22 protein-coding genes are annotated in these 24,201 nt (G+C 47.5%); all 22 read left to right on the top strand.

What is annotated here, in order from left to right:
• The first annotated feature begins 427 nt into the window (after positions 1–427).
• Entirely contained in the window at positions 428–2,077 is a 1,650-nt protein-coding gene (locus HNR77_RS02270; protein WP_397365979.1) for a ribonuclease J, read from the top strand.
• A gap of 226 nt (positions 2,078–2,303) precedes the next feature.
• Complete coding sequence (locus tag HNR77_RS02275) at positions 2,304–3,077, top strand: ClpP family protease (protein WP_311768556.1); 774 nt, start codon at positions 2,304–2,306, stop codon at positions 3,075–3,077.
• On the top strand, positions 3,074–3,307 hold the full coding sequence (locus HNR77_RS02280) for a YlzJ-like family protein (protein WP_111270053.1): 234 nt from the start codon (positions 3,074–3,076) through the stop codon (positions 3,305–3,307). The genes HNR77_RS02275 and HNR77_RS02280 overlap by 4 nt, the downstream gene beginning before the upstream one ends.
• A gap of 90 nt (positions 3,308–3,397) precedes the next feature.
• A complete protein-coding gene (locus HNR77_RS02285) occupies positions 3,398–6,175 on the top strand; it encodes an FtsK/SpoIIIE family DNA translocase (RefSeq protein ID WP_184180330.1) in 2,778 nt (925 codons plus the stop codon).
• A 368-nt stretch (positions 6,176–6,543) separates the two neighbouring features.
• The gene (sleB, locus tag HNR77_RS02290; protein WP_184180332.1) at positions 6,544–7,374 is read left to right on the top strand and encodes a spore cortex-lytic enzyme; all 831 of its coding nucleotides are present in this window, start codon (positions 6,544–6,546) and stop codon (positions 7,372–7,374) included.
• 137 nt (positions 7,375–7,511) lie between these two features.
• Positions 7,512–8,792 carry an EF-P 5-aminopentanol modification-associated protein YfmF gene (yfmF, locus tag HNR77_RS02295; protein WP_184180334.1) on the top strand — a complete coding sequence of 427 codons (1,281 nt, stop codon included), beginning with the start codon at positions 7,512–7,514 and terminating at the stop codon, positions 8,790–8,792.
• A gap of 2 nt (positions 8,793–8,794) precedes the next feature.
• Positions 8,795–10,075, top strand: a complete 1,281-nt coding sequence (yfmH, locus tag HNR77_RS02300) for an EF-P 5-aminopentanol modification-associated protein YfmH (RefSeq protein ID WP_184180336.1) — start codon at positions 8,795–8,797, stop codon at positions 10,073–10,075.
• Between the two features lie 103 nt (positions 10,076–10,178).
• On the top strand, positions 10,179–10,943 hold the full coding sequence (gene ymfI / locus HNR77_RS02305) for an elongation factor P 5-aminopentanone reductase (protein ID WP_184180338.1): 765 nt from the start codon (positions 10,179–10,181) through the stop codon (positions 10,941–10,943).
• Positions 10,944–11,137: 194 nt separating this feature from the next.
• Positions 11,138–11,401: a DUF3243 domain-containing protein gene (locus HNR77_RS02310; RefSeq protein WP_145402751.1), complete on the top strand. Its 264-nt coding sequence runs from the start codon at positions 11,138–11,140 to the stop codon at positions 11,399–11,401.
• 197 nt (positions 11,402–11,598) lie between these two features.
• On the top strand, positions 11,599–12,366 hold the full coding sequence (locus HNR77_RS02315; RefSeq protein WP_145402750.1) for a DUF3388 domain-containing protein: 768 nt from the start codon (positions 11,599–11,601) through the stop codon (positions 12,364–12,366).
• Positions 12,367–12,432: 66 nt separating this feature from the next.
• Positions 12,433–13,512 (top strand): helix-turn-helix domain-containing protein, encoded by a 1,080-nt coding sequence (locus HNR77_RS02320; RefSeq protein WP_184180340.1) that lies wholly within the window; start codon positions 12,433–12,435, stop codon positions 13,510–13,512.
• A 73-nt stretch (positions 13,513–13,585) separates the two neighbouring features.
• On the top strand, positions 13,586–13,750 hold the full coding sequence (locus HNR77_RS02325; RefSeq protein ID WP_184180342.1) for a hypothetical protein: 165 nt from the start codon (positions 13,586–13,588) through the stop codon (positions 13,748–13,750).
• A 152-nt stretch (positions 13,751–13,902) separates the two neighbouring features.
• A complete protein-coding gene (locus HNR77_RS02330) occupies positions 13,903–14,394 on the top strand; it encodes a YajQ family cyclic di-GMP-binding protein (RefSeq protein ID WP_110893041.1) in 492 nt (163 codons plus the stop codon).
• A 341-nt stretch (positions 14,395–14,735) separates the two neighbouring features.
• On the top strand, positions 14,736–15,323 hold the full coding sequence (pgsA, locus tag HNR77_RS02335; protein ID WP_145402748.1) for a CDP-diacylglycerol--glycerol-3-phosphate 3-phosphatidyltransferase: 588 nt from the start codon (positions 14,736–14,738) through the stop codon (positions 15,321–15,323).
• A gap of 140 nt (positions 15,324–15,463) precedes the next feature.
• Complete coding sequence (locus tag HNR77_RS02340) at positions 15,464–16,720, top strand: competence/damage-inducible protein A (protein ID WP_184180344.1); 1,257 nt, start codon at positions 15,464–15,466, stop codon at positions 16,718–16,720.
• 240 nt (positions 16,721–16,960) lie between these two features.
• The gene (gene recA / locus HNR77_RS02345) at positions 16,961–18,025 is read left to right on the top strand and encodes a recombinase RecA (protein ID WP_111268738.1); all 1,065 of its coding nucleotides are present in this window, start codon (positions 16,961–16,963) and stop codon (positions 18,023–18,025) included.
• Between the two features lie 222 nt (positions 18,026–18,247).
• On the top strand, positions 18,248–19,021 hold the full coding sequence (locus HNR77_RS02350) for a regulatory protein RecX (RefSeq protein ID WP_397365954.1): 774 nt from the start codon (positions 18,248–18,250) through the stop codon (positions 19,019–19,021).
• Positions 19,022–19,335: 314 nt separating this feature from the next.
• On the top strand, positions 19,336–20,877 hold the full coding sequence (gene rny, locus HNR77_RS02355; RefSeq protein WP_184180346.1) for a ribonuclease Y: 1,542 nt from the start codon (positions 19,336–19,338) through the stop codon (positions 20,875–20,877).
• Positions 20,878–20,957: 80 nt separating this feature from the next.
• Positions 20,958–21,752, top strand: coding sequence for a TIGR00282 family metallophosphoesterase (locus HNR77_RS02360; RefSeq protein WP_184180348.1), 795 nt, complete (start codon positions 20,958–20,960; stop codon positions 21,750–21,752).
• Between the two features lie 117 nt (positions 21,753–21,869).
• Positions 21,870–22,130, top strand: coding sequence for a stage V sporulation protein S (locus HNR77_RS02365; RefSeq protein WP_007430104.1), 261 nt, complete (start codon positions 21,870–21,872; stop codon positions 22,128–22,130).
• Positions 22,131–22,249: 119 nt separating this feature from the next.
• Positions 22,250–23,227 (top strand): dipeptidase, encoded by a 978-nt coding sequence (locus HNR77_RS02370; RefSeq protein WP_184180351.1) that lies wholly within the window; start codon positions 22,250–22,252, stop codon positions 23,225–23,227.
• Between the two features lie 153 nt (positions 23,228–23,380).
• Complete coding sequence (pduL, locus tag HNR77_RS02375; RefSeq protein ID WP_184180352.1) at positions 23,381–23,953, top strand: phosphate propanoyltransferase; 573 nt, start codon at positions 23,381–23,383, stop codon at positions 23,951–23,953.
• The last annotated feature ends 248 nt before the right edge of the window (positions 23,954–24,201 follow it).

Below are 24,201 nucleotides of genomic sequence, written 5' to 3' on the forward strand. Positions count from 1 at the left end.
AGCGGTTCTTTTTTTTACGACCGCTGTAAGGTTTCTTTTCTTACATGAGGGGGAAACCTACAGGTTAACGAGAGAGTGACTTGTTTTTTCTGTTTTTAATCATGTATAATGATGTCAAGTGACTGGGTGCGGTATTTTTTTGAAATTGAAAGCGACATCGTTTCAGTGGTGTGGCTTTGCGGTGAAAAGGGAAGGAACGGCTAAGAGGGGCAATTCAGATCCAACGTGTTGGTGATGGGGAATAACTTCGAAGAACTTCTTCCAAATATCGTGAATAAAGGTGTTCTTTTGCATTCATGCCTATATACGGGGATGTAATGTTTGAACTACTTTTCTTAACTTACAATAAATAATAAGGTACGACGTCCAACTACCATAGGAGGTTCAGATTCATTTGTCTAAGAAAAATAATAATAACGAAAAGCTGATGATTTTTGCATTGGGCGGCGTAGGCGAGATTGGTAAAAATATGTATGTGATCCAATACGCTAACGACATTGTTGTCGTAGATGCCGGTCTTAAATTCCCGGAGGAAGACATGCTTGGTATTGATATTGTCATTCCTGACATTTCGTACTTGACGGAGAACCGTGATAAAGTAAGAGGTATCATTTTGACTCACGGTCACGAGGATCATATCGGCGGTTTGCCATATGTTCTCAAACACCTGAATGTTCCAGTATATGGAACAAGGCTTACACTGGGTCTTGTAGAGAACAAATTGAAAGAAGCAAATTTGCTGGGTGAGACGAAACGCATTCTCATTAATGCAGATTCTGAAATTGAACTGGGTACGACGCTGAAAGCATCCTTCTTTGCTACTAACCATAGTATTCCGGATTCCGTCGGGGTATGTGTAGAAACGCCGGAAGGTGCAGTTGTTCACACAGGCGACTTCAAGTTCGATCATACACCAGTTAACGGTCAGTACGCGGATCTTCAGCGTATGGCACAGATCGGAACAAACGGCGTACTTGCGTTGCTGTCTGACAGTACGAATGCAGAGAAGCCTGGTTTTACGCCATCGGAGAAAAACGTAGGCATCGTGCTGGAAGATATCTTCCGCAAAGCAAGCCAGCGTGTCGTTGTAGCAACCTTCGCCTCCAACGTACACCGGATTCAGCAAGTAATTAACGCAGCAGAGGTTACTGGACGTAAAGTTGCTGTCATCGGACGCAGCATGGTCAACGTGGTTGGCATTGCTTCCGATCTGGGATACCTGGATATTCCGGACGGCATGATCATTGAACCGGAAGAAGTAGGCAAGATGGCAGCGGATCGTGTTGTCATTCTGTGCACAGGAAGCCAGGGCGAGCCGATGTCCGCATTGACACGTATGGCACGTTCCACACATCGCAAAGTGGATATCCTGCCTGGTGATACGGTAATTATTGCAGCAACACCGGTTCCTGGTAACGAGAAGTATGTCGGCCGTACCATTGATGAACTGTTCCGTCTCGGAGCACACGTGCATTACAGCGGTGCCAACAGTGGCGTTCACGTATCTGGTCACGGTAGCCAGGAAGAGCTTAAGCTCATGCTTAACCTGATGAAACCGAAATATTTCCTGCCGATTCACGGTGAATTCCGTATGCAGCGTCGTCACGCTGTTCTTGCCGAATCTGTGGGTATTGATCCCGACAACATCTTCATTACAGATATCGGTGAAGTTGTAGAGATTCAAGGCGGTGCAGCACGCAAAGCTGGTAAAGTGACTGCAGGTAACGTATTGATTGATGGTCTGGGTGTAGGTGACGTAGGCAACATTGTATTGCGTGACCGTAAACTGTTATCGCAGGATGGTATCCTTGTAGTCGTGGTGACACTCAGCAAACAGGATGGCAAAATTGTCTCCGGGCCTGATATCATTTCTCGCGGATTCGTTTACGTACGTGAATCAGAAGGATTGCTGGATGAAGCTAACCGAATCGTTAGCAGCACGCTGCAGAAGCTGATGAGCGAGAATGTCAACGAGTGGGCTTCACTCAAAACGAATGTTAAAGATGCATTGGGACGCTTCCTGTATGAGCAAACTCGTCGTAGACCGATGATTTTGCCTATCATTATGGAAGTTTAACATAAGGGTACAAACATATATTCTGGCACACAGTCGCCCCTTCTCTACAAGTAATATTGGACGGTTCCTTGTAGAGAAGGGGCTTTTTTGCGTTTGTCCAGGTGGGGAGTGTTTCGGAAGTAATTAAAGAATTGATTAGGCGATGAAAGTATAAGCTTGTTGGTAGATTCCCCATACTAAGGAAAAGGAAAGCATCACACTTTTCAGGAGAAGGGGACTACATTTCATGAATGAGAAGATGAATGACAAGCAAATACCACGTTCGAATCAGCCGGAGACAGAAGCTCCAGAGATGCCGGCACAGGAGGAGAAGCAGGTTTCTCCAGTGACAGAGTCCATTCAGCAGTTTGGTCAGACACAGTCACCGGCTGCGGAATCCAACATTTTCTGTATGACCATTATCGGTCAAGTCGAGGGACATTTGATTTTACCTCCGCAAAATAAAACGACAAAGTATGAGCATATCATCCCGCAGCTCGTTGCAGCAGAACAAAATCCGAAAATTGAAGGCATCCTTATTATTCTCAACACGGTAGGTGGCGATGTAGAGGCTGGACTTGCGATTGCAGAGATGATTGCTTCCCTCAGCAAACCAACGGTAACGGTTGTTATTGGAGGAGGGCACAGCATAGGTGTGCCGATTGCGGTAGCCTCGACGTATTCGCTGATTGCGGGAAGTGCAACGATGACCATTCACCCGATTCGTATGAACGGACTTGTTATCGGTGTGCCGCAGACCTTTGAATATATGGAGAAGATGCAGGAGCGAGTTGTTCGATTTGTCACGTCACACTCCAACATCTCCGAAGAGATGTTCAAGGAGCTGATGTTCAAGACAGGAGAGCTGAATCGGGATATCGGTACGGCGGTAGGAAGTGCAGATGCGGTGAAATATGGACTTATGGATGCGGTAGGCGGTATCGGACAAGCGATTGCGCAATTAAATCAGCTTATGGGCGACAGGAAACAGACACTTCAGGCAGGAGGGTACACACAATGACAACGATGTATACAGTCATGCCCCCGGAGCAGCTTTGGTCGGGAATGTGGACAGAGGCCGGTGATACGAAAGAGATTCGCATGAATGGTTTGTTAATGCAGGTCAGACCTGTAAATGACACCGAAGCGGTGATCGTGCGTCTCCTGGACTGTCCGCTCGAAGCGTATCTGGACCCGGCTAATCAGCCGGGTTCCACCGTTCCCCTTTCCGGTAACGCGGGCCTGGCATAACGCGACGAAACCAGACAAAAGGTGCAGAAAAAGAACATATGTACGGAATATATTTGTATGGTATAATATTCTTCTGGGGGTGACCTGATCTTGGCCAGAAGAAAAAAGAGGAAAAAAAAGGGCGCCGGATTTAGTGGTGTCTTAAAATATGAAATTTACGGTATCGTGCTGATTACACTGGCAGTTATAGCACTATCGGGTGAAGCCACCGTTGGACGCTCGCTTTCCAAGATGTTTGGACTGCTGCTTGGCAAGTTCTATTTTGCAATCCCGCTGGTGGGTATTTATTATGGTCTGATGGTGATGATTCATCGAAAATGGCCGAGCGGCTGGACTACTCGCAAGACCGGCCTGGTGCTGCTGGTTTTCGCCTTAACTTTGATGAGTACAATCTCGGCGATGCACCAGAAGCTGATTCCGGTTGGTGCGCTTGAGCCGGGTGCTGTGCTGACCCAGGTACATAATGATATGCAAACAGAGCTGCTGACACCTGCCACGCCGGGGGGGCGTGACTCCATGCTGAATAAGGATATCAGCGGCGGATATATTGGTGCCGGGCAGTTTGCCTTATTTTTGTGGCTGTTCGGAAGTCTTGGCGCAAGATTGATCATGATTGTGATGTTTGTGATCAGCTTTATGCTGGTGACCAATCTGTCTTATGTTGATCTGATTCGTATATTCAGGACGAAGATATGGGATGCCGGAACTTCCATGTACAAAAAGCTGGAGTCCCGACCAGCCAGACGCTCCGCTTCCAGTGCTGCAGGGGCCAAGAAAGGCAATACACGCAAATTAACCCCTGTGCCCGTGCAGGATGACGACTACGATGATGATGAAGATGAGTTACAGGATGCTCATGAAGGGCAGCTGCCGAGACGCAAGGCTCCGATATTTTTTCAATTGTTCGGAAAATGGGGGGCAGACCGCCAGGCTGCCAAGCAGGATAACAGCCTCCAAGAGGGGGATGCACTGGAATCCGAACAGGTGGTGTACCGGGCCGGGCAGGATGTGGCAGCCGAAGCATGGTATGGTGAATCTGAGCCAGCAGAGCATGAAACAGGAGCTGCCGCTGTTGGTGCTGCGCAGGTTGTATCGTCCAAGGTGGACTCTGCGCCAATCATTCGTGACTTCTTTGAGCATGTCAGAACGGAAGGCTCCGATAAGGATGATGATCTCGATGACGCTTATCCGTTTCCAGACGATCTCGGCAGTAACGATGACAGCGCTGATCGGGTGGACAGAACCGATATCAAATTTACAGATGAGCTGGTCGAAGCCGAGTGGTCTGATGCAAATGGTAAAGAAGCACTGCTTCAAGGTGATCTTAATCATGAATTAACGAATACAGAAGGGAGCTCAGACGAAGCGGTGGACTCTGCAACGGGGCAGCCCGCTGCAGAAGGGGAACATACGCCGCCAGCTGTGCCGCCCCCTCCACCTCCAAAGCCATACAAACTGCCGTCATTCCGTCTTCTTGCGAAGCCTAACAATGGCGGCAAAGGTGGCGATCAGAAGGATTACATGCAGACTGCACGCAAGCTGGAGGCAACACTTGAAAGTTTCGGTGTGCGTGCGAAGGTACTTGAAGTGGTTCGCGGGCCAGCAGTGACGAGGTATGAAATTCAGCCTGATATCGGGGTGAAGGTCAGCCGAATTGTCAGTCTTACGGATGATATTGCTCTGGCCCTGGCTGCCAAGGATATTCGGATGGAGGCTCCAATTCCTGGGAAATCTGCAATAGGCATCGAGGTTCCGAATGGTGAGGTCTCGGTAGTGACGATGCGGGAAGTGATGGAGACGGCAACGTTCCAGGAAGCAGAATCCAAGGTAACGATTGCGTTTGGTCGAGACATATCGGGTCAGACGATTATCGGCAACCTGGCGAGGATGCCCCATCTGCTTGTAGCTGGTGCAACTGGATCAGGAAAGTCGGTATGTATCAACGGCATTATCACCAGCATATTGTACAAAGCGAAGCCGGATGAGGTTAAATTTTTGATGGTAGACCCCAAGATGGTTGAATTGAACGTATACAACGGTATCCCCCATCTGATGGCACCGGTTGTAACCGATCCGAAAAGGGCGTCGCTTGCACTCAAAAAGATCGTGGTTGAGATGGAGAAGCGATATGAATTGTTCTCCAAATCCGGCACACGTAACGTTGAGGGTTACAATAATCTGATGAAGGATAATCCGGCAGCAGTACTGCCTTATATCGTGGTCATCGTGGATGAACTGGCCGATCTGATGATGGTAGCAGCTGGAGATGTAGAGGATGCCATTGCTCGTCTGGCGCAGATGGCCCGTGCAGCGGGTATCCATCTGATTATTGCTACACAGCGTCCTTCTGTCGATGTCATTACGGGGGTAATTAAAGCAAACATTCCTTCGCGGATTGCGTTCGGCGTATCCTCACAGGTGGATTCACGTACGATTCTGGATATGGGTGGAGCGGAGAAGCTTTTGGGCCGCGGAGATATGCTGTTCATGCCGATGGGCGCTTCCAAGCCGATTCGTGTTCAAGGTGCGTTTATGAGTGATGAAGAGGTTGAAAATATCGTGAATTACGTTCGGGGGCAGGGTGAAGCGCAGTATGATGAAACCCTCGTTCCCGAGGTGGACGATTCCAGTCAGGCAGCAGAAGAAGTGCAGGACGAGCTGTACGAGCAGGCTGTGCAGATTATTCTGGAGGCGAAGCAGGCTTCGGTATCCCTTTTGCAGCGGCGAATGCGGGTAGGTTATACGCGTGCAGCGCGTTTAATTGATTCGATGGAAGCTCGAGGTGTAATTGGACCGTACGAAGGCAGTAAGCCGCGTGAAGTTCTGGTTTCGCTGGAACAGTATCAACAGAGCAAAATAAGCTCGTAAATGAAGTGACCAATATAAGTTAAACTATTCTTTTACACATGAACGGAGAGGACAGAAAAAACCTGAAAAAGCGAAGCGATCGCCTTTATCACCGGATTTTCCCTTTAGAAAGGGGGATCAAAAAAATCTGGGGATAACAGCGATTGGAAGGTTATTCTGTCATCCGAGTGGCTTGTGTAAATTCTTTAGTTCAGCTTATATAGAAGCCTTCAACCCTTAGGGTTGGAGGTTTTTTGCTATGTACGGGGCGCGGAGGTTGCCATTTGCTCCAGAGATCGGATGATTTGGTGCATAGGAAACAGGCAGGCTTGTCATAATAACGGTAGCGATTCTGTTAAATCCCACAAGAGAAAGGTAGAGCGTAGTCGATGCGAAAAATGAACCTATGGCTTTTCACTGCTATTTTGCTGATATCCGCGCTGGGAATCCGTTATTTGCTTCCTGAGCATACTGCCAGTCCAAGCACTGCTGAGAATAATGTACAGGCAGAGGAACAAGCACTGCCCACATTCAGCAGCAATACTGTGAAATACGGCAGTTACGGTCAAGATGTATACGAGCTTCAGGGACGTTTGAAGTACCTTGGATTCTACAACGGTAAAATCGACAGTAATTTTGGCAGCAGCACACTGAAATCGGTAAAGTGGTTTCAATCCGAGTTTGGCATGAAGGCTGACGGAGTGGTTGGTGCGAAAACAAAGCTGAAGCTTTACAATGCAACCGCCAAGTGGTCACCTACCGAACCTCCTTTGCATAAAGGAGGCGATGGCGGGGAGACGGGTGGAACTTCGAATGCTGGCAACAATGAGCAGGACAATATGGGATCCGCCAATGCGATGGGACTTTCCGAGAATGAGCTGAAAATTATGGCGAATGCCGTATACGGTGAAGCCCGCGGAGAACCATTTGAAGGTCAGGTAGCCGTAGCTGCTGTTATTTTGAATCGGGTCAAATCACCGAGTTTCCCATCTACGCCTTCCGGTGTAATTTTTCAGCCAGGGGCTTTTACAGCTGTAGCCGACGGACAGATCTATCTGGAACCCAATGCTCAGGCCAAAAAGGCTGTAGAGCAGGCATTAAACGGCTGGGACCCTTCCGGCGGCTGCCTGTATTATTTTAACCCCAAAACGGCCACATCCAAATGGATCTGGACACGACCTCAGGTAAAAACGATCGGGCAACATATATTCTGTATGTAAGCGGGCAGGGGAGCAACCAGAAGGCATGACTTCGGTTGCTTCTTGGCTTTTGAATCGTATAGTATAAATTGATGGTGTTACGTTTAAGCTCGACAAAGGCCTGTTATCTAAATGACGCCGTAAAGGAGTTTTGACATTTGAATACCGCAGAATTTGAACGGGGCAGCCGGAAACAGCTTCGCATTCACGTGCTTCCCACGACACGCTTCAAAACGTTCGCGATTTCCCTGTACGCCGGGGTTCCTTTACGGGAGGACACGGTGACTCAGACAGCGCTGATTCCGTTTGTGTTAAGACGAGGGACTGAATCGTATCCGGAAACAACGCAGTTTCGCGAGCAATTGGAGCATTTGTACGGAGCCGGTTTTGGTTTTGACGTCTATAAGCGCGGCGATTATCAGATTGTGCAGTTCCGAATGGATACGATTAACGACTCTTTTGTCGGAGGGGAAGAGCAGCTGCTGGATCGCTCGTTTGCTTTTCTTGGCGAGGTGCTGACCAGGCCTGCACAGGAAAATGGACTTTTCAGAGCAGCGTATGTTCATGCCGAACGCGAGACGGTCCGCAAAAAGCTGGAATCCATCGTGAACGACAAAATGCGTTATGCCGCTGAGCGCTGCATTGAAGAAATGTGCAAAAATGAGCCTTACAGGCTGCATCCGCTTGGTGAACGAAAGGTGCTGCCAGCCATAGAGCCTGCGGAGCTAACTATGGCTTATCAGAACTGGCTGGGCACAGCAAGCATGGATCTGTATGTGGTGGGTGATACGACACTTGAAGAAGTTGAAGAACTGGTAGAGCGGCATTTTAGTCTGGAGCGTACAGTTTCCTCGGATTATCAGGCTCAGAAGGCGGTGCGCGGGGATCAGGACGTGAACACGGTTATTGAGAAGTTAAATATCGGCCAGGGCAAACTGAATATGGGTCTTCGTACTTCGATTACGTATAGAGATGACAACTATGCAGCAGCATTGCTGTACAACGGCATCCTTGGCGGGTATCCGCATTCAAAGCTGTTTGTAAATGTTCGTGAAAAAGAAAGCCTCGCCTACTATGCGTCTTCCAGATATGACGGGCACAAAGGCATTGCTACCATACAATCCGGCATTGAAATTCCTCATTATGAGAAAGCAGTCGCTATTATCAAGCAGCAGCTTGAAGAAATGCGCAGTGGCAATATTACCGATCTGGAGATGTCCCAGACCAAAGCGATGATTCGTAATCTGCTGAAAGAGATGCAGGATGCTGCGTTTGAGATCATTGCCTATGATTTTAATCGCCAGTTATCGGGCAAGGAGAGAACACCAGAAGAATTGCTCGCGCAAATCGAGCAGGTCAGCAAGCAGGATGTTCGTGAAGCCGCAGAGCAGTTCCGTCTGGATACGATTTATTTCTTGCGGGACGAGAAGGAGGAATAGTCGTGGAGAGCATTCGTTATGAACAGCTGCAGGAGACGTTATATTACGAAGTGATGGACAACGGACTGCACGTCTATGTGCTGCCCAAATCGGGTTTTCAGAAAACGTATGCTACATTTGCAACCAAATATGGGTCTGTAGATAATCATTTTCAGGTGCAAGGACAGGCTGAAGTGAAGGTGCCGGACGGGATTGCTCATTTTCTGGAGCACAAAATGTTTGAGGAGCCTACGGGTGATATTTTTGCCACATTTGCTTCTCAGGGTGCCTCTGCAAACGCTTTTACGAGCTTCGATCAGACGGTTTATTTGTTCTCTGCCACAGAGAATATAAACGAAAATATACAAACATTAGTTGATTTTGTGCAAAATCCGTACTTCACTGATCAAAATGTGAACAAGGAAAAGGGCATCATTGAACAGGAGATCAACATGTATGCCGATAGTCCGGATTGGCGAGTTTATTTTGGCTTGATTGAAGCGATGTATCAAAAACATCCGGTGCATATTGATATTGCCGGAACCGTTCAATCCATTCACACCATTACCAAGGAAATGCTGTACACTTGTTACAATGCCTTTTACCATCCGAGCAACATGCTTCTGTTTGTTGTGGGCGGTGTGGACCCGGAGCAGGTGATCAGCATGATTCGAGAGAATCAGGCGCAGAAAAAGTACGAGGCGCAAGGACAGATTCAGCGTTTTTTTGAGCCTGAGCCCGCACAGGTAGGAGAGGCGAGACGTGAAGTTCAGTTGTCGGTTTCCCTTCCGAAGTGTCTGTTTGGCTTCAAAGAAACGGATGTTGGATTAACGGGGAAAGAACTTTTGCACAGGGACACCACGACACAGCTTATGATGGACCTTTTGTTTGGCTCCAGCACACGTCTGTTTCAGAAGCTATATGATGAAAACCTGATCTCGGACAGCTTCGGTCATGAGTACATCAGTTCACCTCAATATGCGTTTTCGGCTGTGGGCGGGGATACTCCAGATCCGGATCAGCTATTGAAACGGATACGTGAAGAAGTAGATGTCATTGTGCAAAAAGGATTCGAGTCTTCCGATTTTGAGCGTGCACGCAAAAAGAAAATGGGTGGATATTTACGCATGCTGAATTCACCGGAGAACATTGCGAGTGAATTCACACGTCAGCAGTTCCGCGGTGTTGACTTTTTCAGTATGCTCTCCTTGTACGAGACGATTACGCTGGAGGATGTAAATCAAAGATTGAAGCAGCATATCCGCTGGGATCAAATGGCTGTGTCACTCGTTGTGAGTCCTTGATGTGGAGAGGGATTTGGGATACTTTTAAGATGATAAAGAAGTAAGAGGAAAGCTTAATGAAATAAAGAGTAAAGTGCAATTAAGAAAGTGAGAGGAATGTGTAATGGGGGAAACGACAGTGAAGGCGATTGGGGAAATGACGGTACTCGTTACCGGTGCAAGCGGCGGCATTGGAGCGGCTATTGCAGAGCGGTTTGCCAGTGTGGGCATGAATGTAGTGCTGCACTATATGAAATCGCATGAGGCGGCCAATGAAGCAGCAAGACGTTGTATGGAAAAGGGCAGCGGGCGCATTATGACCGTGTCAGCCGATCTGCGCAGCCGAGAGCAGATTCAGCGCATGCGGGACAAACTGGCATCCCATGAGCTGCTGCCGGATATTCTGGTCAATAACGCAGGCATATCTCACTATGGTCTGCTGTCTGACGTAACAGAGGACATCTGGGATGAAGTGATGGCTATTAATCTGAAAGGCACTTTTCTGTGTACTCAAGAAATGATGCCGCATATGATCTCCCAACGGTATGGACGCATAATTAACGTATCGTCAATCTGGGGGTTATCCGGTGCATCCTGTGAGGTGCTCTATTCCACTACCAAGGGTGGCGTGAATGCCTTCACCAAGGCGCTCGCGAAAGAACTGGCGCCATCCGGCGTTACTGTTAACGCTGTTGCTCCGGGTGCAGTTCAGACCACGATGTTAGAACATCTGGACCAAAGTGAACTGCAGATGCTGGAGGACGAAATCCCGGCAGGGCGGCTTGGGCAGCCGGATGAGATTTCGTCACTCGTATATTTTCTCGCGCTGCCAGAGTCAGGATATATTAATGGTCAGATCATAAGTCCTAATGGGGGCTGGCTGACTTAGCTGGAGGCACTGCTGGCTGAACTGGTTGAATTCGACGATCTGAATTGGCTGGATTGAACCCCATGGTGCGCGGGCGCTCGTGCAAGAAAGCTGAATTGGAGTTTTATTTCAAAAGCTCGTATATAAAATGTTCAGGAAGCACATATTACAACTGTTGATTTTAAATCTCATGCGTCAGCTAAGGAGGATTTATCATGTCAACAGACAATACAGTAGTTTCCAACTTTGACACGTGGAAGAAGTTTCTGGGTGATCGCGTGCGGCAAGCCGAGAAGATGGGCATGAGTGAAGAGACCATCAACAAACTCGCGTACGAGATCGGTGACTTTCTGGATGAGAAGGTTGATCCGGCGAACCATTCCAACCGGGCATTGAAGGAACTATGGGATGTCGGCGATGCAGATGAGCGTCGTACGATTGCGTGCCTGATGGTCAAATTGGCCAAACAAAACGCATAAGGTAAAAGATGGAGAGCTCCCGCAAGGGGGCTTTTCTCTAATGATTACAAACGGATTACAGAGCTGTTCTTGTAATTCATTTTCATTTTATATATCATTAACGTGACCCATTTTTAGAAGATGACTCCGAATTTCGTTCAGTGGACGCGTTCAGATGTTGTCGAATAATGTGGAATAATGCATTACGGGGTGTATAAATGGAAACTAAACAATGGTATATGGAATATAAAATACATAAGAACAGACCTGGTCTTCTAGGGGATATTGCCTCTATGCTGGGTATGCTGGAAGTCAATATATTGACCATCAACGGTGTAGAAGGCAAAACAAGGGGCATGCTGCTTGAATCCGATGATGACGAGAAAATCCGTCTGCTTGGAGAGATGCTTAGCAAAGTCAACAGTATTACGGTATCGGCCTTGCGTCAGCCCAAGCTGGTGGATATTCTTGCTGTTCGTCATGGCCGGTATATTGACCGGGATTCGGATGACCGCAAAACATTTCGTTTTACTCGTGACGAACTTGGGTTACTTGTGGATTTTTTGGGTGAAGTATTTAAAAGAGAAGGCAATCAGGTCATTGGCTTGCGCGGAATGCCGCGTGTAGGCAAAACAGAGTCAATTATCGCAGGCAGTGTATGCGCCATGAAACGGTGGACCTTTGTATCCTCCACCCTTCTTCGTCAAACGATTCGGAGTCAGATGTCCGAGGATGAGCTGAATCCGAACAACGTGTTTATTATTGACGGCATTGTGAGTACAATTCGATCCAGTGAAAGGCATTATAATCTGCTTCAGGATATTATGACGATGCCAAGCACGAAAGTGATTGAGCATCCGGATATTTTTGTGCAGGAATCCGAATATGACTATAATGATTTTGATATTATTATTGAACTGCGTAACAACCCTAACGAAGAAATTATTTATGATACCTTTACGGCAAGCTACACCGACGAACTGTAAAGCTCCGTACGGAATCATGGAATAGATGAGCAACTACTGAAGAGATAAACATAAGGAGGAGATGGCATGTCTGAACTGGGTCAGCAGTTAAGAGAGGCCCGGCTGCAAAAAGGGATGAGTCTCGACGATGTACAGGAAATGACTAAAATTCGCAAGAGGTACCTGGAGGCGATAGAGGCGGGGGACTATAAAGTGTTGCCCGGCAGCTTCTATGTGCGTGCATTTATTAAAACCTATGCGGAAACCGTGGGACTGAATCCGGATGAGCTGCTGGAAGGACATAAAAAGGACGTGCCTGCAGAGGCAGCAGAAGCAACGATGGAGCCTGTAATCCAGAAGCGCGCAAACAGACCGGTGGAGCGGAGCAATCGATGGATGTCTGTTGCGCTGATGTGGACGTTCCCTATTCTGATTATCGTTCTTTTGTATGTTTACATGGCTAACAACAAAGCAGACGATACCAATCCCCAAGGACTGGATGATACGAAAATTACAGACAGCCAGAAGCCGCCTGCGGACAAACCTGATCCATCGACGGACAACGGTCAAGCAGCGACTCCGCCTGCAACGGACTCGGGTTCGGAAGATACGGGTAAAGGTGAAGCAGGTGGCAACGGTGGCGGTACGGAAAGTAACGGTCAGACCGATGAACAAGGCAGCGGGCAGACTGAAGGGCAAACGGATGGACAGACAGGTGATAACCAAGGAGAACAGACTCCTCCAAGTACACCTGGCTCAGTCACCGTTTCGGAAGATGGCAAGTCAGGTAACATTACAAACTTCAAGGTTGCCGGAAGTGCGGGTCAGCCTGTAACGGTGACGATCAAAGCGACGGGAAACAGCTGGCTAGAAGTGTATAAAGGCGAGAATTCGAGCGGGGAAAAGCTGCAGTATGGCAATACTGCAGACGGGGATTCATTTACTTTCACACTGGATAGCGCAGGTATGTACATTAAGTCTGGTTATGCGGCAGCAACCACCATTGATGTTGGCGGTCAAGTGGTAACGGACGGCAAAGCGACAAACCGTATTCGTCTCAAACTTGATACGGATAGTACCGCTTCATCTGCGGGAACTGAGGGCACAGGTGCAAACAGTTCCGGAGATTCTACAGAGGGCGGAAGTTCAAGTTCAAGTGGCGAATAACCAGGTGAACTGCAGGGGACAATAACGTTGTCTCAAATTGCAATTAACTTATGGTGAAGTGAGGTGGACGGCCATGACAGTCAGCTGGATCGTAACGGGTTTAGGCATTATTGTCAGCCTCCTGGGTTATTACCTGACTCCAAATGCCTGGGGCTACGGAATATTGGGCTTTGGTCTTGCACATATCCTTCTTGGTGTGCTTGATATGTTCAGACAGCCTGACCGCAGCCGATATTAGAGGGCAGCTTAACCAGCAAGCATTTTTGGTGACCGAGAGGTGTGCCAAAAATGCTTTTTTCTATGGTTTCACCCTGCTCAACATTAGACTTTTGTGTGAAGTTTACTCTATAATGTTACAGAACATATGATTAACTGAAAGGGTGACTCGATTTGAGTTCAGAAAATTCATTTGATATCGTGTCCAAAATGGACTTGCAGGAATTGACAAACGCCGTTACACAAACGGAAAAGGAAATTGGCACTCGTTATGATTTCAAGGGCAGCAAGAGCAGTCTGAAGCTTGACAAAGATGCTCTGACAATTGTGTCAGATGATGAGACAAAATTGAAGGCTGTTATTGATGTACTGCAATCCAAAATGGCAAAGCGCGGTCTGCCGCTGAAAAATATTGATTACGCCAAGGTAGAGCCTGCTTCCTCAGGAACGGTTCGTCAGCGTTTGAATTTCAAACAAGGCATTGATCAGGATGTTGCCAAAAAAATCAATATTCTGATTCGTGACTCCAAGCTGAAGGTTAAGAGTCAGATTCAAGGCGATCAGCTTCGCGTCACAGGCAAAAGTAAAAATGATCTGCAAGCCGTGATGCAGATGCTTAACGGGGCTAACTTGCCGCTGGATCTGCAGTATACCAACTTCAAATAAAAGTTGAGATGACACCAACTGTTTTGACACCATTTCATATTGCTTTTTTGACACTATATTGATACGTATATTATACTGAATGTGCATTGCTGGCAGTCATGCATCAAGTCCAGTCCTCATCGTTTGCTGACTTTGTGAAAAGCAGTATACTTCTGGAAGTCACCGAAGCGATTCAAAGCGGTTTTGCGTTTGAGCGGTAGACTTTATTTTTTGCGTTTCTACATAGGGTTTCATGTGAATACAAGTCGAACGTTTGAAACGTTTATTCCATGCTTCAGATGATGAATACGGGATTAAGATGAATGTTTGAAGTAATGGAGGATACAAAGGGAGGGCGTCTTGTGAATTTACCCAACCGGATTACGCTTGCACGAATTTGCTTAATCCCTTTTTTAATGGTGTTTCTGCTTGTGGATTTTCCGTTTTATCCCGAGCCGCTACAGCTTGGAAGTCTTGCGCTTCCATATAATCAATTAATTGCTGCTTTCATTTTTATCGTAGCTGCAAGCACGGATGGAATAGACGGCTATCTTGCAAGGAAAAACAATATGGTCACCAATCTGGGCAAACTGCTTGACCCTCTTGCAGATAAACTGCTGGTTACCGCTGTTTTGATCTCGCTGGTGCAGATGGGCAAGCTGGATTCCTGGATTGCTGTTGTCATTATCAGCCGTGAATTTGCTGTAACCGGGCTGCGTCAAATTGCTTTGCTTGATGGTTCGGTTGTTGCTGCGAGTGCTTGGGGCAAACTGAAGACGGTGGTGCAGATTGTAGCGATTGTTTTGCTGCTGCTGAACAATTTCCCGTTTTCGTACACAGGCATCCATGTGGATGTTATTGCAGTGTGGGCAGCAGCGCTGATCACGATCTGGTCTGGGGTTGACTACTTTATCAAAAACAAAAATCTGCTTCATCTATCCAAGGTGTAATATTTTACTTTATCCGAAGCGTAATGTTTTACGCTGAAACGGGTAATGATGAAAGACTCATCGGGTCAAAGGGCAATAGGAACTTATCCTATTGCCCTTTGATTACGCTCTACTCAACATGTGTACAGGAGGATACTGAAATGAAGGCAGAGATTATTGCAGTCGGAACCGAACTGTTGCTGGGACAAATCGTTAATACGAATGCCAGATATCTTTCCCGGGAACTTGCAGCCATGGGAATTGACGTATACTTTCAGACCGTGGTTGGTGATAATCTGAATCGGCTTAGTGAAGCGATCCGTATTGCGCAGGGACGCGCTGATGTTATTTTATTTTCAGGCGGCATCGGTCCTACCCAGGATGATCTGACCAAAGATGCGCTTGCGGCTGTGCTCCAACGAAAGCTGCACATTGATCGTATGGCGATGGACAAGATTGAAGGTTTCTTCCGTGAACGCAATGTAGAGATGACAGAGAACAACCGGCGTCAAGCCATCGTTATTGAAGGTGGAACACCCTTGGCGAATGAAACGGGTCTTGCCGCAGGCAATGCCATTGCGGACAATGACAAATATTATGTCGTGATGCCTGGACCGCCTAAAGAGCTCATTCCGATGTTTGAGCAGGAGGTCAAGCCGTGGCTGCTGCAGCATGTTCTTACTGAAGAAATGCCGATTTATTCACGTATGCTCAAGTTTGCAGGCATTGGTGAATCCGCACTGGAGGATCGCCTGCTTGATCTTATTGATGCGCAGACTGATCCTACGATTGCCCCTTATGCAAGCGAGGGAGAGGTTACTGTACGTGTATCTACCAAAGCAGCAAGCGAAGGAGAGGCCAAGCTGAAGCTGGATGCGATGGAGGTGCAGATTCGTGAGCGTCTGGCCGAACACCTCTACGCGACCGAGGATGTGCCTATAGAGTACACAATTGTCACGATGATGTCTGATATGGGACTGACCCTGAGCGCCGCTGAGAGCTGTACAGGAGGGCTTGTAATGCAAAGCCTCACTTCTGTGCCAGGAAGTGCCTCGATGCTGAAGGGTGGCATCGTCTGTTATTCCAATGAAATTAAAGAAAAGCTGCTTAACGTGCCGCACAGCTATCTAGAAGGTGAGGACGCTCCGGGTGCGGTTAGTCCTGAGGTGGCTAAAGTGCTTGCAGAGCAGGTTCGTATGATCGGGGATGCTGATTTCGGTCTGGCGATTACGGGAGTAGCTGGTCCAGGATATTCGGAACGTAAACCACCTGGGCTTGTGTTTATCGCTTTGGCTGAGCGTGGAAAGGATACTGAAATTCATGAGCTGCGAATTAACGGTAACCGGGAGACGGTCCGTATTCGTTCGGCAAAAGCGATCCTGTATCGTTTGTGGCAAAAGTTAGTCGCCATTGACTGATAAGCATGGAATGGTTTGCTTTTGTGTAATGAAGGAAGTATAATGTGTTGAGACGGAAGAACCGTAAAATGTGGCTGTACAGCCTTGTTTACGGTTCTTTTTCTGTTTCTTGAATACATTTCGATGAGGAAGAGGCGCCTCGGCCTGAACAAAAAAACGAATGTATGTTCGAAAAAAAGCTTGGCAAACGAGTAAAAACAAGGTATCATTACATTATAAACAGTAAAGGGTGTGAGTTTATTGTCAGACCGTCGTGCCGCGCTTGATATGGCGCTCCGTCAAATAGAGAAGCAATTTGGTAAAGGTTCCATCATGAAACTGGGTGAGTCAACTCACATGAATGTGGAAATTATTCCCAGTGGATCATTGGCTTTGGATATTGCACTAGGAACAGGCGGCTTGCCTAAAGGCCGTATTGTTGAAATATATGGACCTGAATCTTCAGGTAAAACAACTGTAGCACTGCACGCGATTGCCGAGGTTCAACGCGTGGGTGGACAAGCAGCATTCATCGATGCCGAGCATGCGCTTGATCCGAATTATGCGAGCAAACTGGGCGTTAACATTGATGAGTTGCTTTTGTCCCAGCCGGATACGGGAGAGCAGGGCTTGGAGATTGCGGAGGCACTTGTACGCAGTGGTGCAGTAGACATCATCGTTATTGACTCGGTAGCAGCTCTTGTACCGAAAGCAGAGATTGAAGGAGAGATGGGGGATTCCCACGTAGGCTTGCAGGCGCGTTTGATGTCACAAGCACTGCGTAAATTGTCCGGAGCGATCAGTAAATCCAAAACGATTGCAATCTTCATCAACCAGCTTCGTGAGAAAGTTGGCGTAATGTTTGGTAACCCTGAAACGACACCTGGCGGTCGTGCATTGAAGTTCTATTCTACGATTCGTCTCGATGTGCGCCGTATTGAGAGCATCAAATCAGGTAATGACATTACGGGTAACCGTACTCGTATTAAAGTGGTAAAAAATAAAGTAGCACCTCCATTTAAACAAGCGGAAGTTGATATTATGTACGGTGAAGGTATTTCCAAAGAGGGAAGTATCATCGACATTGGTACAGAACTGGATATCGTTAATAAAAGTGGTGCCTGGTATTCTTACGAAGGTGAGCGCTTAGGCCAGGGTCGTGAGAATGCAAAGCAGTTTATGAAAGAACATAAAGAAATTGCTGATGTAATCGAGCAAAAAATTCGTGAAGCCAGCAATTTGACAACAGCTGTTCCTGCACCAACGAGCGAAGAACAAGAAAAAGAAGCGGCTGAGGAACAGGAATTATTTGAAATTAATGAGTAATCCTTTTTTTCGGGACAGATTCTTGTCCTCTGACATGTCCTAAAACTTGTATTGAGCGGGCGCTTATGCTTATTTAGCTAAATAGGATTGGTTTCTCGCGCTAACAGCCTCTGTCCATTCCGGACAGAGGCTGTTAGCATCTATGCCATCTGAATGAAAGAATGAGCAGAGACAAGTGTATTTTAACCCAAACAGAGAATAACGGGGAGTGTGAAGAACGTAGTGAGGCATCGCCAAAATCAGCATGAATATGATGAAAATGATGAACTTGAAGAAGAACTGCATGGACAGGCCGAGGCAGACGGCATCTCCCAGCTTCCAGACAATGAAGAGCTTGTCATTACAATGGTAGAACGAACCAAGAGCAGAGAAGCCCGCTATCGGATTTCATTTGGTATTCATTCCATTACTGTTCTGGAAGATGTCATGATCAAGTACAGGCTTACTCGCGGAAGTACCTTTATGAAGAAGGATCTGGAGGCGATCCTGATTGCGGATGAGCGGCAGCGGACGTATGTGCAATCATTGCGTTTTTTGGAATTTAAGCAACGAACACGTCATGAATTGAGACAAAAGCTAAAGCAAAAGGAGTTCGCGATATCGATCATAGAAGAGGTTCTTGATCGGCTTGAGCAAGAGAAGCTTGTTGATGACGATCTTTTTGCCAAGGAATGGACAAGACAGCGTATGGAGGGCCAGCGGAAGGGAAAACTGTGGATACGGCAGGAACTGCGTCAAAAAGGCATCGCGAATGAACTCATTGCAGAGGTGCTGGATGATGTGAGTGCTGAGGCAGAGCTGGACACTGCATTGACAGCTGGCCGTAAAAAATGGAAACAGGTGCGGGGAGACGTGCAGGAGAAGAAGCGCAAAACGTTTGCTTACTTGATGCGGCGCGGTTTTAGCATGGATATGGTGCGCCGGGTCGTGAATCGTTTAATAGAAGAGGATGGGGCGGAAGACCTCGAAGATGACGAAGCAATGTTATGGGACTAGACGAGAAGACTAACAATCCTGCATTCTCTTGACAATTTCTTTCGTCAAATACTAAAATGGACATGAGTCTGTAAGAAAAGGACAACCCTTTTTCCTTCCAAAAAAGCGGTTTCTGCTTCTGCAGGTTTATACCATTCCTGATTATGGGTTCACTGGAAACAGTGAATAGTACATGTAGAGTCATGTACATGTGAAATGAAAATCGGCGGGGGATCGCCGTGAGTATTCTTTATTCCCAAACATATGTAAGGTATGAAAACAGAAAAAGTTGACCCAAGGCGTGCCTTGGAGGAACCAACGAGGAGGTGAACAGTATGGACATTGCTATCACGATCGCTCTCGTTGTGGCCGCGCTCGTTATTGGGTTCGGAGTCGGATATTTTATTCGCAAATCTCTTGCAGAGGCTAAAATCTCTAGTGCGGAACAAGCTGCCGTACAAATCGTGGAGAACGCGAAAAAAGAGGCAGAGGCACTGAAGAAAGAAACGGTGCTGGAAGCGAAGGATGAGATCCATCGTATTCGCGCCGAAGCTGAAAAAGACACTCGTGAACGTCGGAACGAAATTCAACGACAAGAGAGACGATTGTTGCAAAAAGAAGAGTCGCTGGATAAAAAATTGGAATCACTCGAACGTAAAGAAGAGCAAGTGGCAAACAAAGAGAAACGTATCGATGAAACACAGCAGCAGATCGAAATGATCTACAAAAACCAGGTAACAGAGCTTGAACGGATCTCTAACCTCACTATGGAGGATGCACGCAGTATCATACTGTCCAACGTTGAACAGGAAGTTCGTCATGAGACGGCTCAAATGATCAAGGACATTGAACAGCAGGCGAAGGAAGAGGCGGACAAAAAGTCTCGCGAGATTATTACACTCGCCATCCAGCGCTGTGCAGCTGACCACGTGGCGGAGACAACGGTATCCGTTGTAACGTTGCCTAATGAAGAAATGAAAGGCCGGATTATCGGTCGTGAAGGACGTAACATCCGTGCGCTTGAAACCCTTACCGGGATTGACCTCATTATCGATGATACGCCAGAAGCTGTTATTTTGTCGGGCTTTGACCCGATTCGCCGTGAAATTGCCCGCACTGCACTGGAGAAGCTGGTCGCAGATGGACGGATTCACCCTGCGCGCATTGAAGAGATGGTGGAGAAATCCCGTAAAGAAGTGGATGAGCGTATACGTGAATACGGTGAGCAAGCTACCTTTGAAGTGGGTGTGCATGGTCTGCATCCGGATCTGATCAAGATTCTGGGTCGCCTGAAGTTCCGTACAAGTTACGGTCAGAACGTCTTGAAACATTCGATGGAGGTCGCTTATCTGGCAGGATTGATGGCGGGTGAACTCGGAGAAGACGTAACTTTGGCAAGACGTGCAGGTTTACTGCATGACATTGGTAAAGCGCTGGATCACGAAGTGGAAGGATCGCACGTCGAAATTGGCGTGGAGCTGGCGAAGAAATACAAGGAACATCCAGTGGTTATTAACAGTATCGCTTCCCACCACGGGGATTGCGAAGCGACTTCTGTTATTGCAATGCTGGTTGGCGCAGCAGATGCGCTGTCGGCAGCAAGACCAGGTGCACGCCGTGAAACGCTGGAAACGTATATCAAACGACTGGAGAAGCTGGAAGAAATTTCGGAATCCTTCGAAGGTGTCGAGAAATCGTACGCCATTCAGGCTGGACGCGAGGTTCGTGTCATGGTGCAGCCTGAGAAGATTGATGATGCTGAAGCCTTCCGTCTCGCACGGGATATTACGAAGATGATCGAGAATGAACTCGATTATCCAGGTCATATCAAAGTCACCGTCATCCGGGAAACCCGGGCGGTTGAATACGCAAAATAAACCATTACGGAAAAGTGGCCGCATCTGCGTGCCACTTTTCCTGTTCATAAGCGATGCAGGAACTTGAGGAGGCAGTATTCGTGAAAGTTTTATTTATCGGAGATATCGTAGGAAATGTTGGTCGTAAAGCACTCAAGGAAAATTTGCCTTACCTGAAATCGAAATATAAACCTCATGTCATCATTGTCAATGGGGAGAATGCAGCAGCAGGGCGCGGAATTACAGGTGCAATTGCAAACGAATTTTTTAATTGGGGTGTGCATGGCATCACGCTGGGCAACCATACTTGGGACAATAAGGACATTTTTGATTTTATAGATGATGAACCTCGCATGATCAGACCGGCAAACTTCCCACCAGGCACACCGGGCCGCGGTTATACAGTGGTCAAGGGCGAAGGCAAGGAACTTGCCATTGTGAATCTGCAGGGCAGAACGTTCCTGCCAGCGATTGATTGCCCATTTCGTGCAGCGGATGAGATTGTAGACGAGCTGCGCAAAAACTATAAATGCATTCTGGTCGATATGCACGCGGAGGCAACTTCGGAGAAGATTGCCATGGGATGGCATCTGGATGGGCGCGCCTCCTTTGTTGTAGGTACTCATACCCATGTGCAAAGTAATGACGAACGGATTCTGCCTGGAGGTACAGCGTATTTGACGGATGCAGGCATGGTAGGACCTCGTGATGGCATCCTTGGAATGGAACGTGAAGCGGTGCTGCGCAAGTTCTATACCCAGCTTCCCGTGCGGTTTGTCGTCGATGACGGGAAATGGCATTTTCATGGTGCTGTTGTTGATATTGACGAAGCGACCGGGGCGGCAACACGCATTGAGAAGATTCGTTTGATGGAAGATGAGTGGCGCATGGAATAGGGGTATTGTCCCATTTTGCCGGGCAACTCTGCTAAAAAGAAGGAATTTTTTTGCCTCCCGCGAATAACATCTAGTAAGTGGAAACAAACTTTCAACATTCCCAGGGAGGTACTTACCATGGATGTATTAAAAGTTTCAGCAAAGTCCAATCCTAACTCTGTAGCCGGCGCTCTTGCAGGAGTTCTTCGTGAACGTGGAAATGCTGAACTGCAGGCAATTGGAGCGGGAGCACTGAACCAAGCCATTAAAGCGGTAGCGATTGCCCGGGGATTTGTAGCACCAAGCGGAGTTGACCTGATTTGTATTCCAGCTTTTACAGACATTGTGATTGACGGTGAGGACCGAACGGCCATCAAGCTGATTGTGGAGCCCAGATAATACATGTATCAAGCGTATGCATGAGCCTGTTTACGAATAAAGTAGACAGGTTTTTTTGCGTTATTTTCAGACATTCGGCAGATGAATTGGGTAATTTACAGTTAACAGGGGGATGAGAGATGACGAGAACGGACTGGCGCATAGCTGATTTTCATTGTGATGCACTGAGTAAACTGCTGATGAAGCCTGAGCTTTCATTCGAGACTGCTTCTGAGCTGGATGTGAATTTGCAGCGAATGCAGGAAGGTGGAGTGAACCTGCAGGCGTTTGCGATCTATTTACCCGAGGTGCTGGGCCGAGGCAAGTTTGAACATGTAATGGGACAACTGGAGCTGTATCGTAAAAAGGTGGAGTACAGCGCAGAGCGCTCCAGCGGGGTTCAAACGCTGCTTTGGCGGGAACAGGCTGTACAGATTCAACACGGGGTGGCAAGCGAACCCTGGGGCCTTATTACGCTTGAGGGCGTGGATGGGCTTGAGGGCAACCTCTTTTATCTCGAACTGTGTTTTCAGATGGGGGTGCGCATTGTCGGACTCACTTGGAATCACGCGAACTGGGCCGCGGATGGCATTATGGAGAAGCGCGGAGCGGGCCTGACTGCTAAAGGCAGGGAACTGGTGCTGCTTTGCAACCGGACGGGGATGCTGCTGGACGTATCTCATTTATCAGAAAAAGGGTTCTGGGAACTGGCCGATCTGAGCGAACGCCCCTTCATAGCCTCTCATTCGAACAGCTACAGCGTATGCCCGCACGTACGCAATCTGAAGGATGATCAGATTCAGGCTATCATCGCCAGAGAAGGACGAATTGGACTGACCTTTGTACCGTGGTTTGTCCGGGAGGAAGAGAAAGTCCGTATAGAGGATTTACTTCCGCACATCGAGCACATCTGTTCACTCGGCGGGGCTCATCACTTGATGATGGGTTCAGATTTTGACGGAATACCTGTGAAAATTCAAGGGCTGGAGAACGCGGGATGTTACCCGAAGCTGACTGAAGTTTTACTGAAGCACTATGACGAAGGTCTTGTGCACGGATGGTTATGGGGGAATGCGATGCGGTATCTGGGGGAACACTTGCCAGAGAGAAGACCATAAGAGACTTAAAATGGAAAACATTTTGATAAAATAAGTGTATTTCATGAATTTTCAAGCAGTTCGTTTTCATTTCACGATAAAAAGGAGTATAATACCACTTGGATTGTTAAGAGCCTGTCTACAGGCCATAGATAAACAAGGAGTGAATTTAGGATGAGTAAAACAGTACCTGTGGGCGTATCTGCCCGTCACATTCATGTATCCCAAGAGCACGTTGAGATTTTGTTCGGCAAAGGTTATGAACTGACTGAATTTAAACCACTGTCCCAGCCAGGACAATATGCTGCTAACGAAACAGTAGCAGTTATTGGTTCCAAAGGGCAGTTTGATAAAGTGCGTATTCTCGGCCCTGTTCGCCCTGAAACACAACTGGAAATCTCCATGACAGATTCTTTTGCCATTGGTGTTAAAGCACCTGTGCGTGAATCCGGAAGCATCGAAGGCACACCAGGCATTACAATCAAAGGACCAGCAGGCGAAGTAACGATCGACAAAGGTGTTATCGTTGCGGCTCGTCACATTCACTTCCACACGTCCGATGCAGCCAAATGGGGTATTGAAGACAAACAAATGCTGAAAGTACGCTTGGGTGGAGAACGCGGTCTGGTACTCGAAAATGTACTGGCTCGTGTATCCGATTCCTTTGCACTGGATATGCATATTGATACAGATGAAGCCAATGCTGCGGGCGCACGTAATGGCGACACAGCTGAAATCATCGACTAATTGATCTTAGGCGACCTTCATGCGCAGTGCAGGCTGTATGAGGGGAAGTCCCTAGGTGATTGCAAGAAACCTGAGTGTTCTGGAGCAGACAGTTCTTTTGTTGAACTGCTCTCCAGGCTGCTCAGGTTTTTTGGTATTAAATAGCTCTGGTTTTTGTTGGATAAACGATGGGTCATTTTGTTGTGGAAGAGGGTATAAGCAGAGTGTTCTTCAGACAAAACCGATAAGGCAGCAGCGCTGTTTGCAGG

The organism is Paenibacillus sp. JGP012 (assembly GCF_014203995.1).
Classification (GTDB): Bacteria; Bacillota; Bacilli; order Paenibacillales; family Paenibacillaceae; genus Paenibacillus; species Paenibacillus silvae.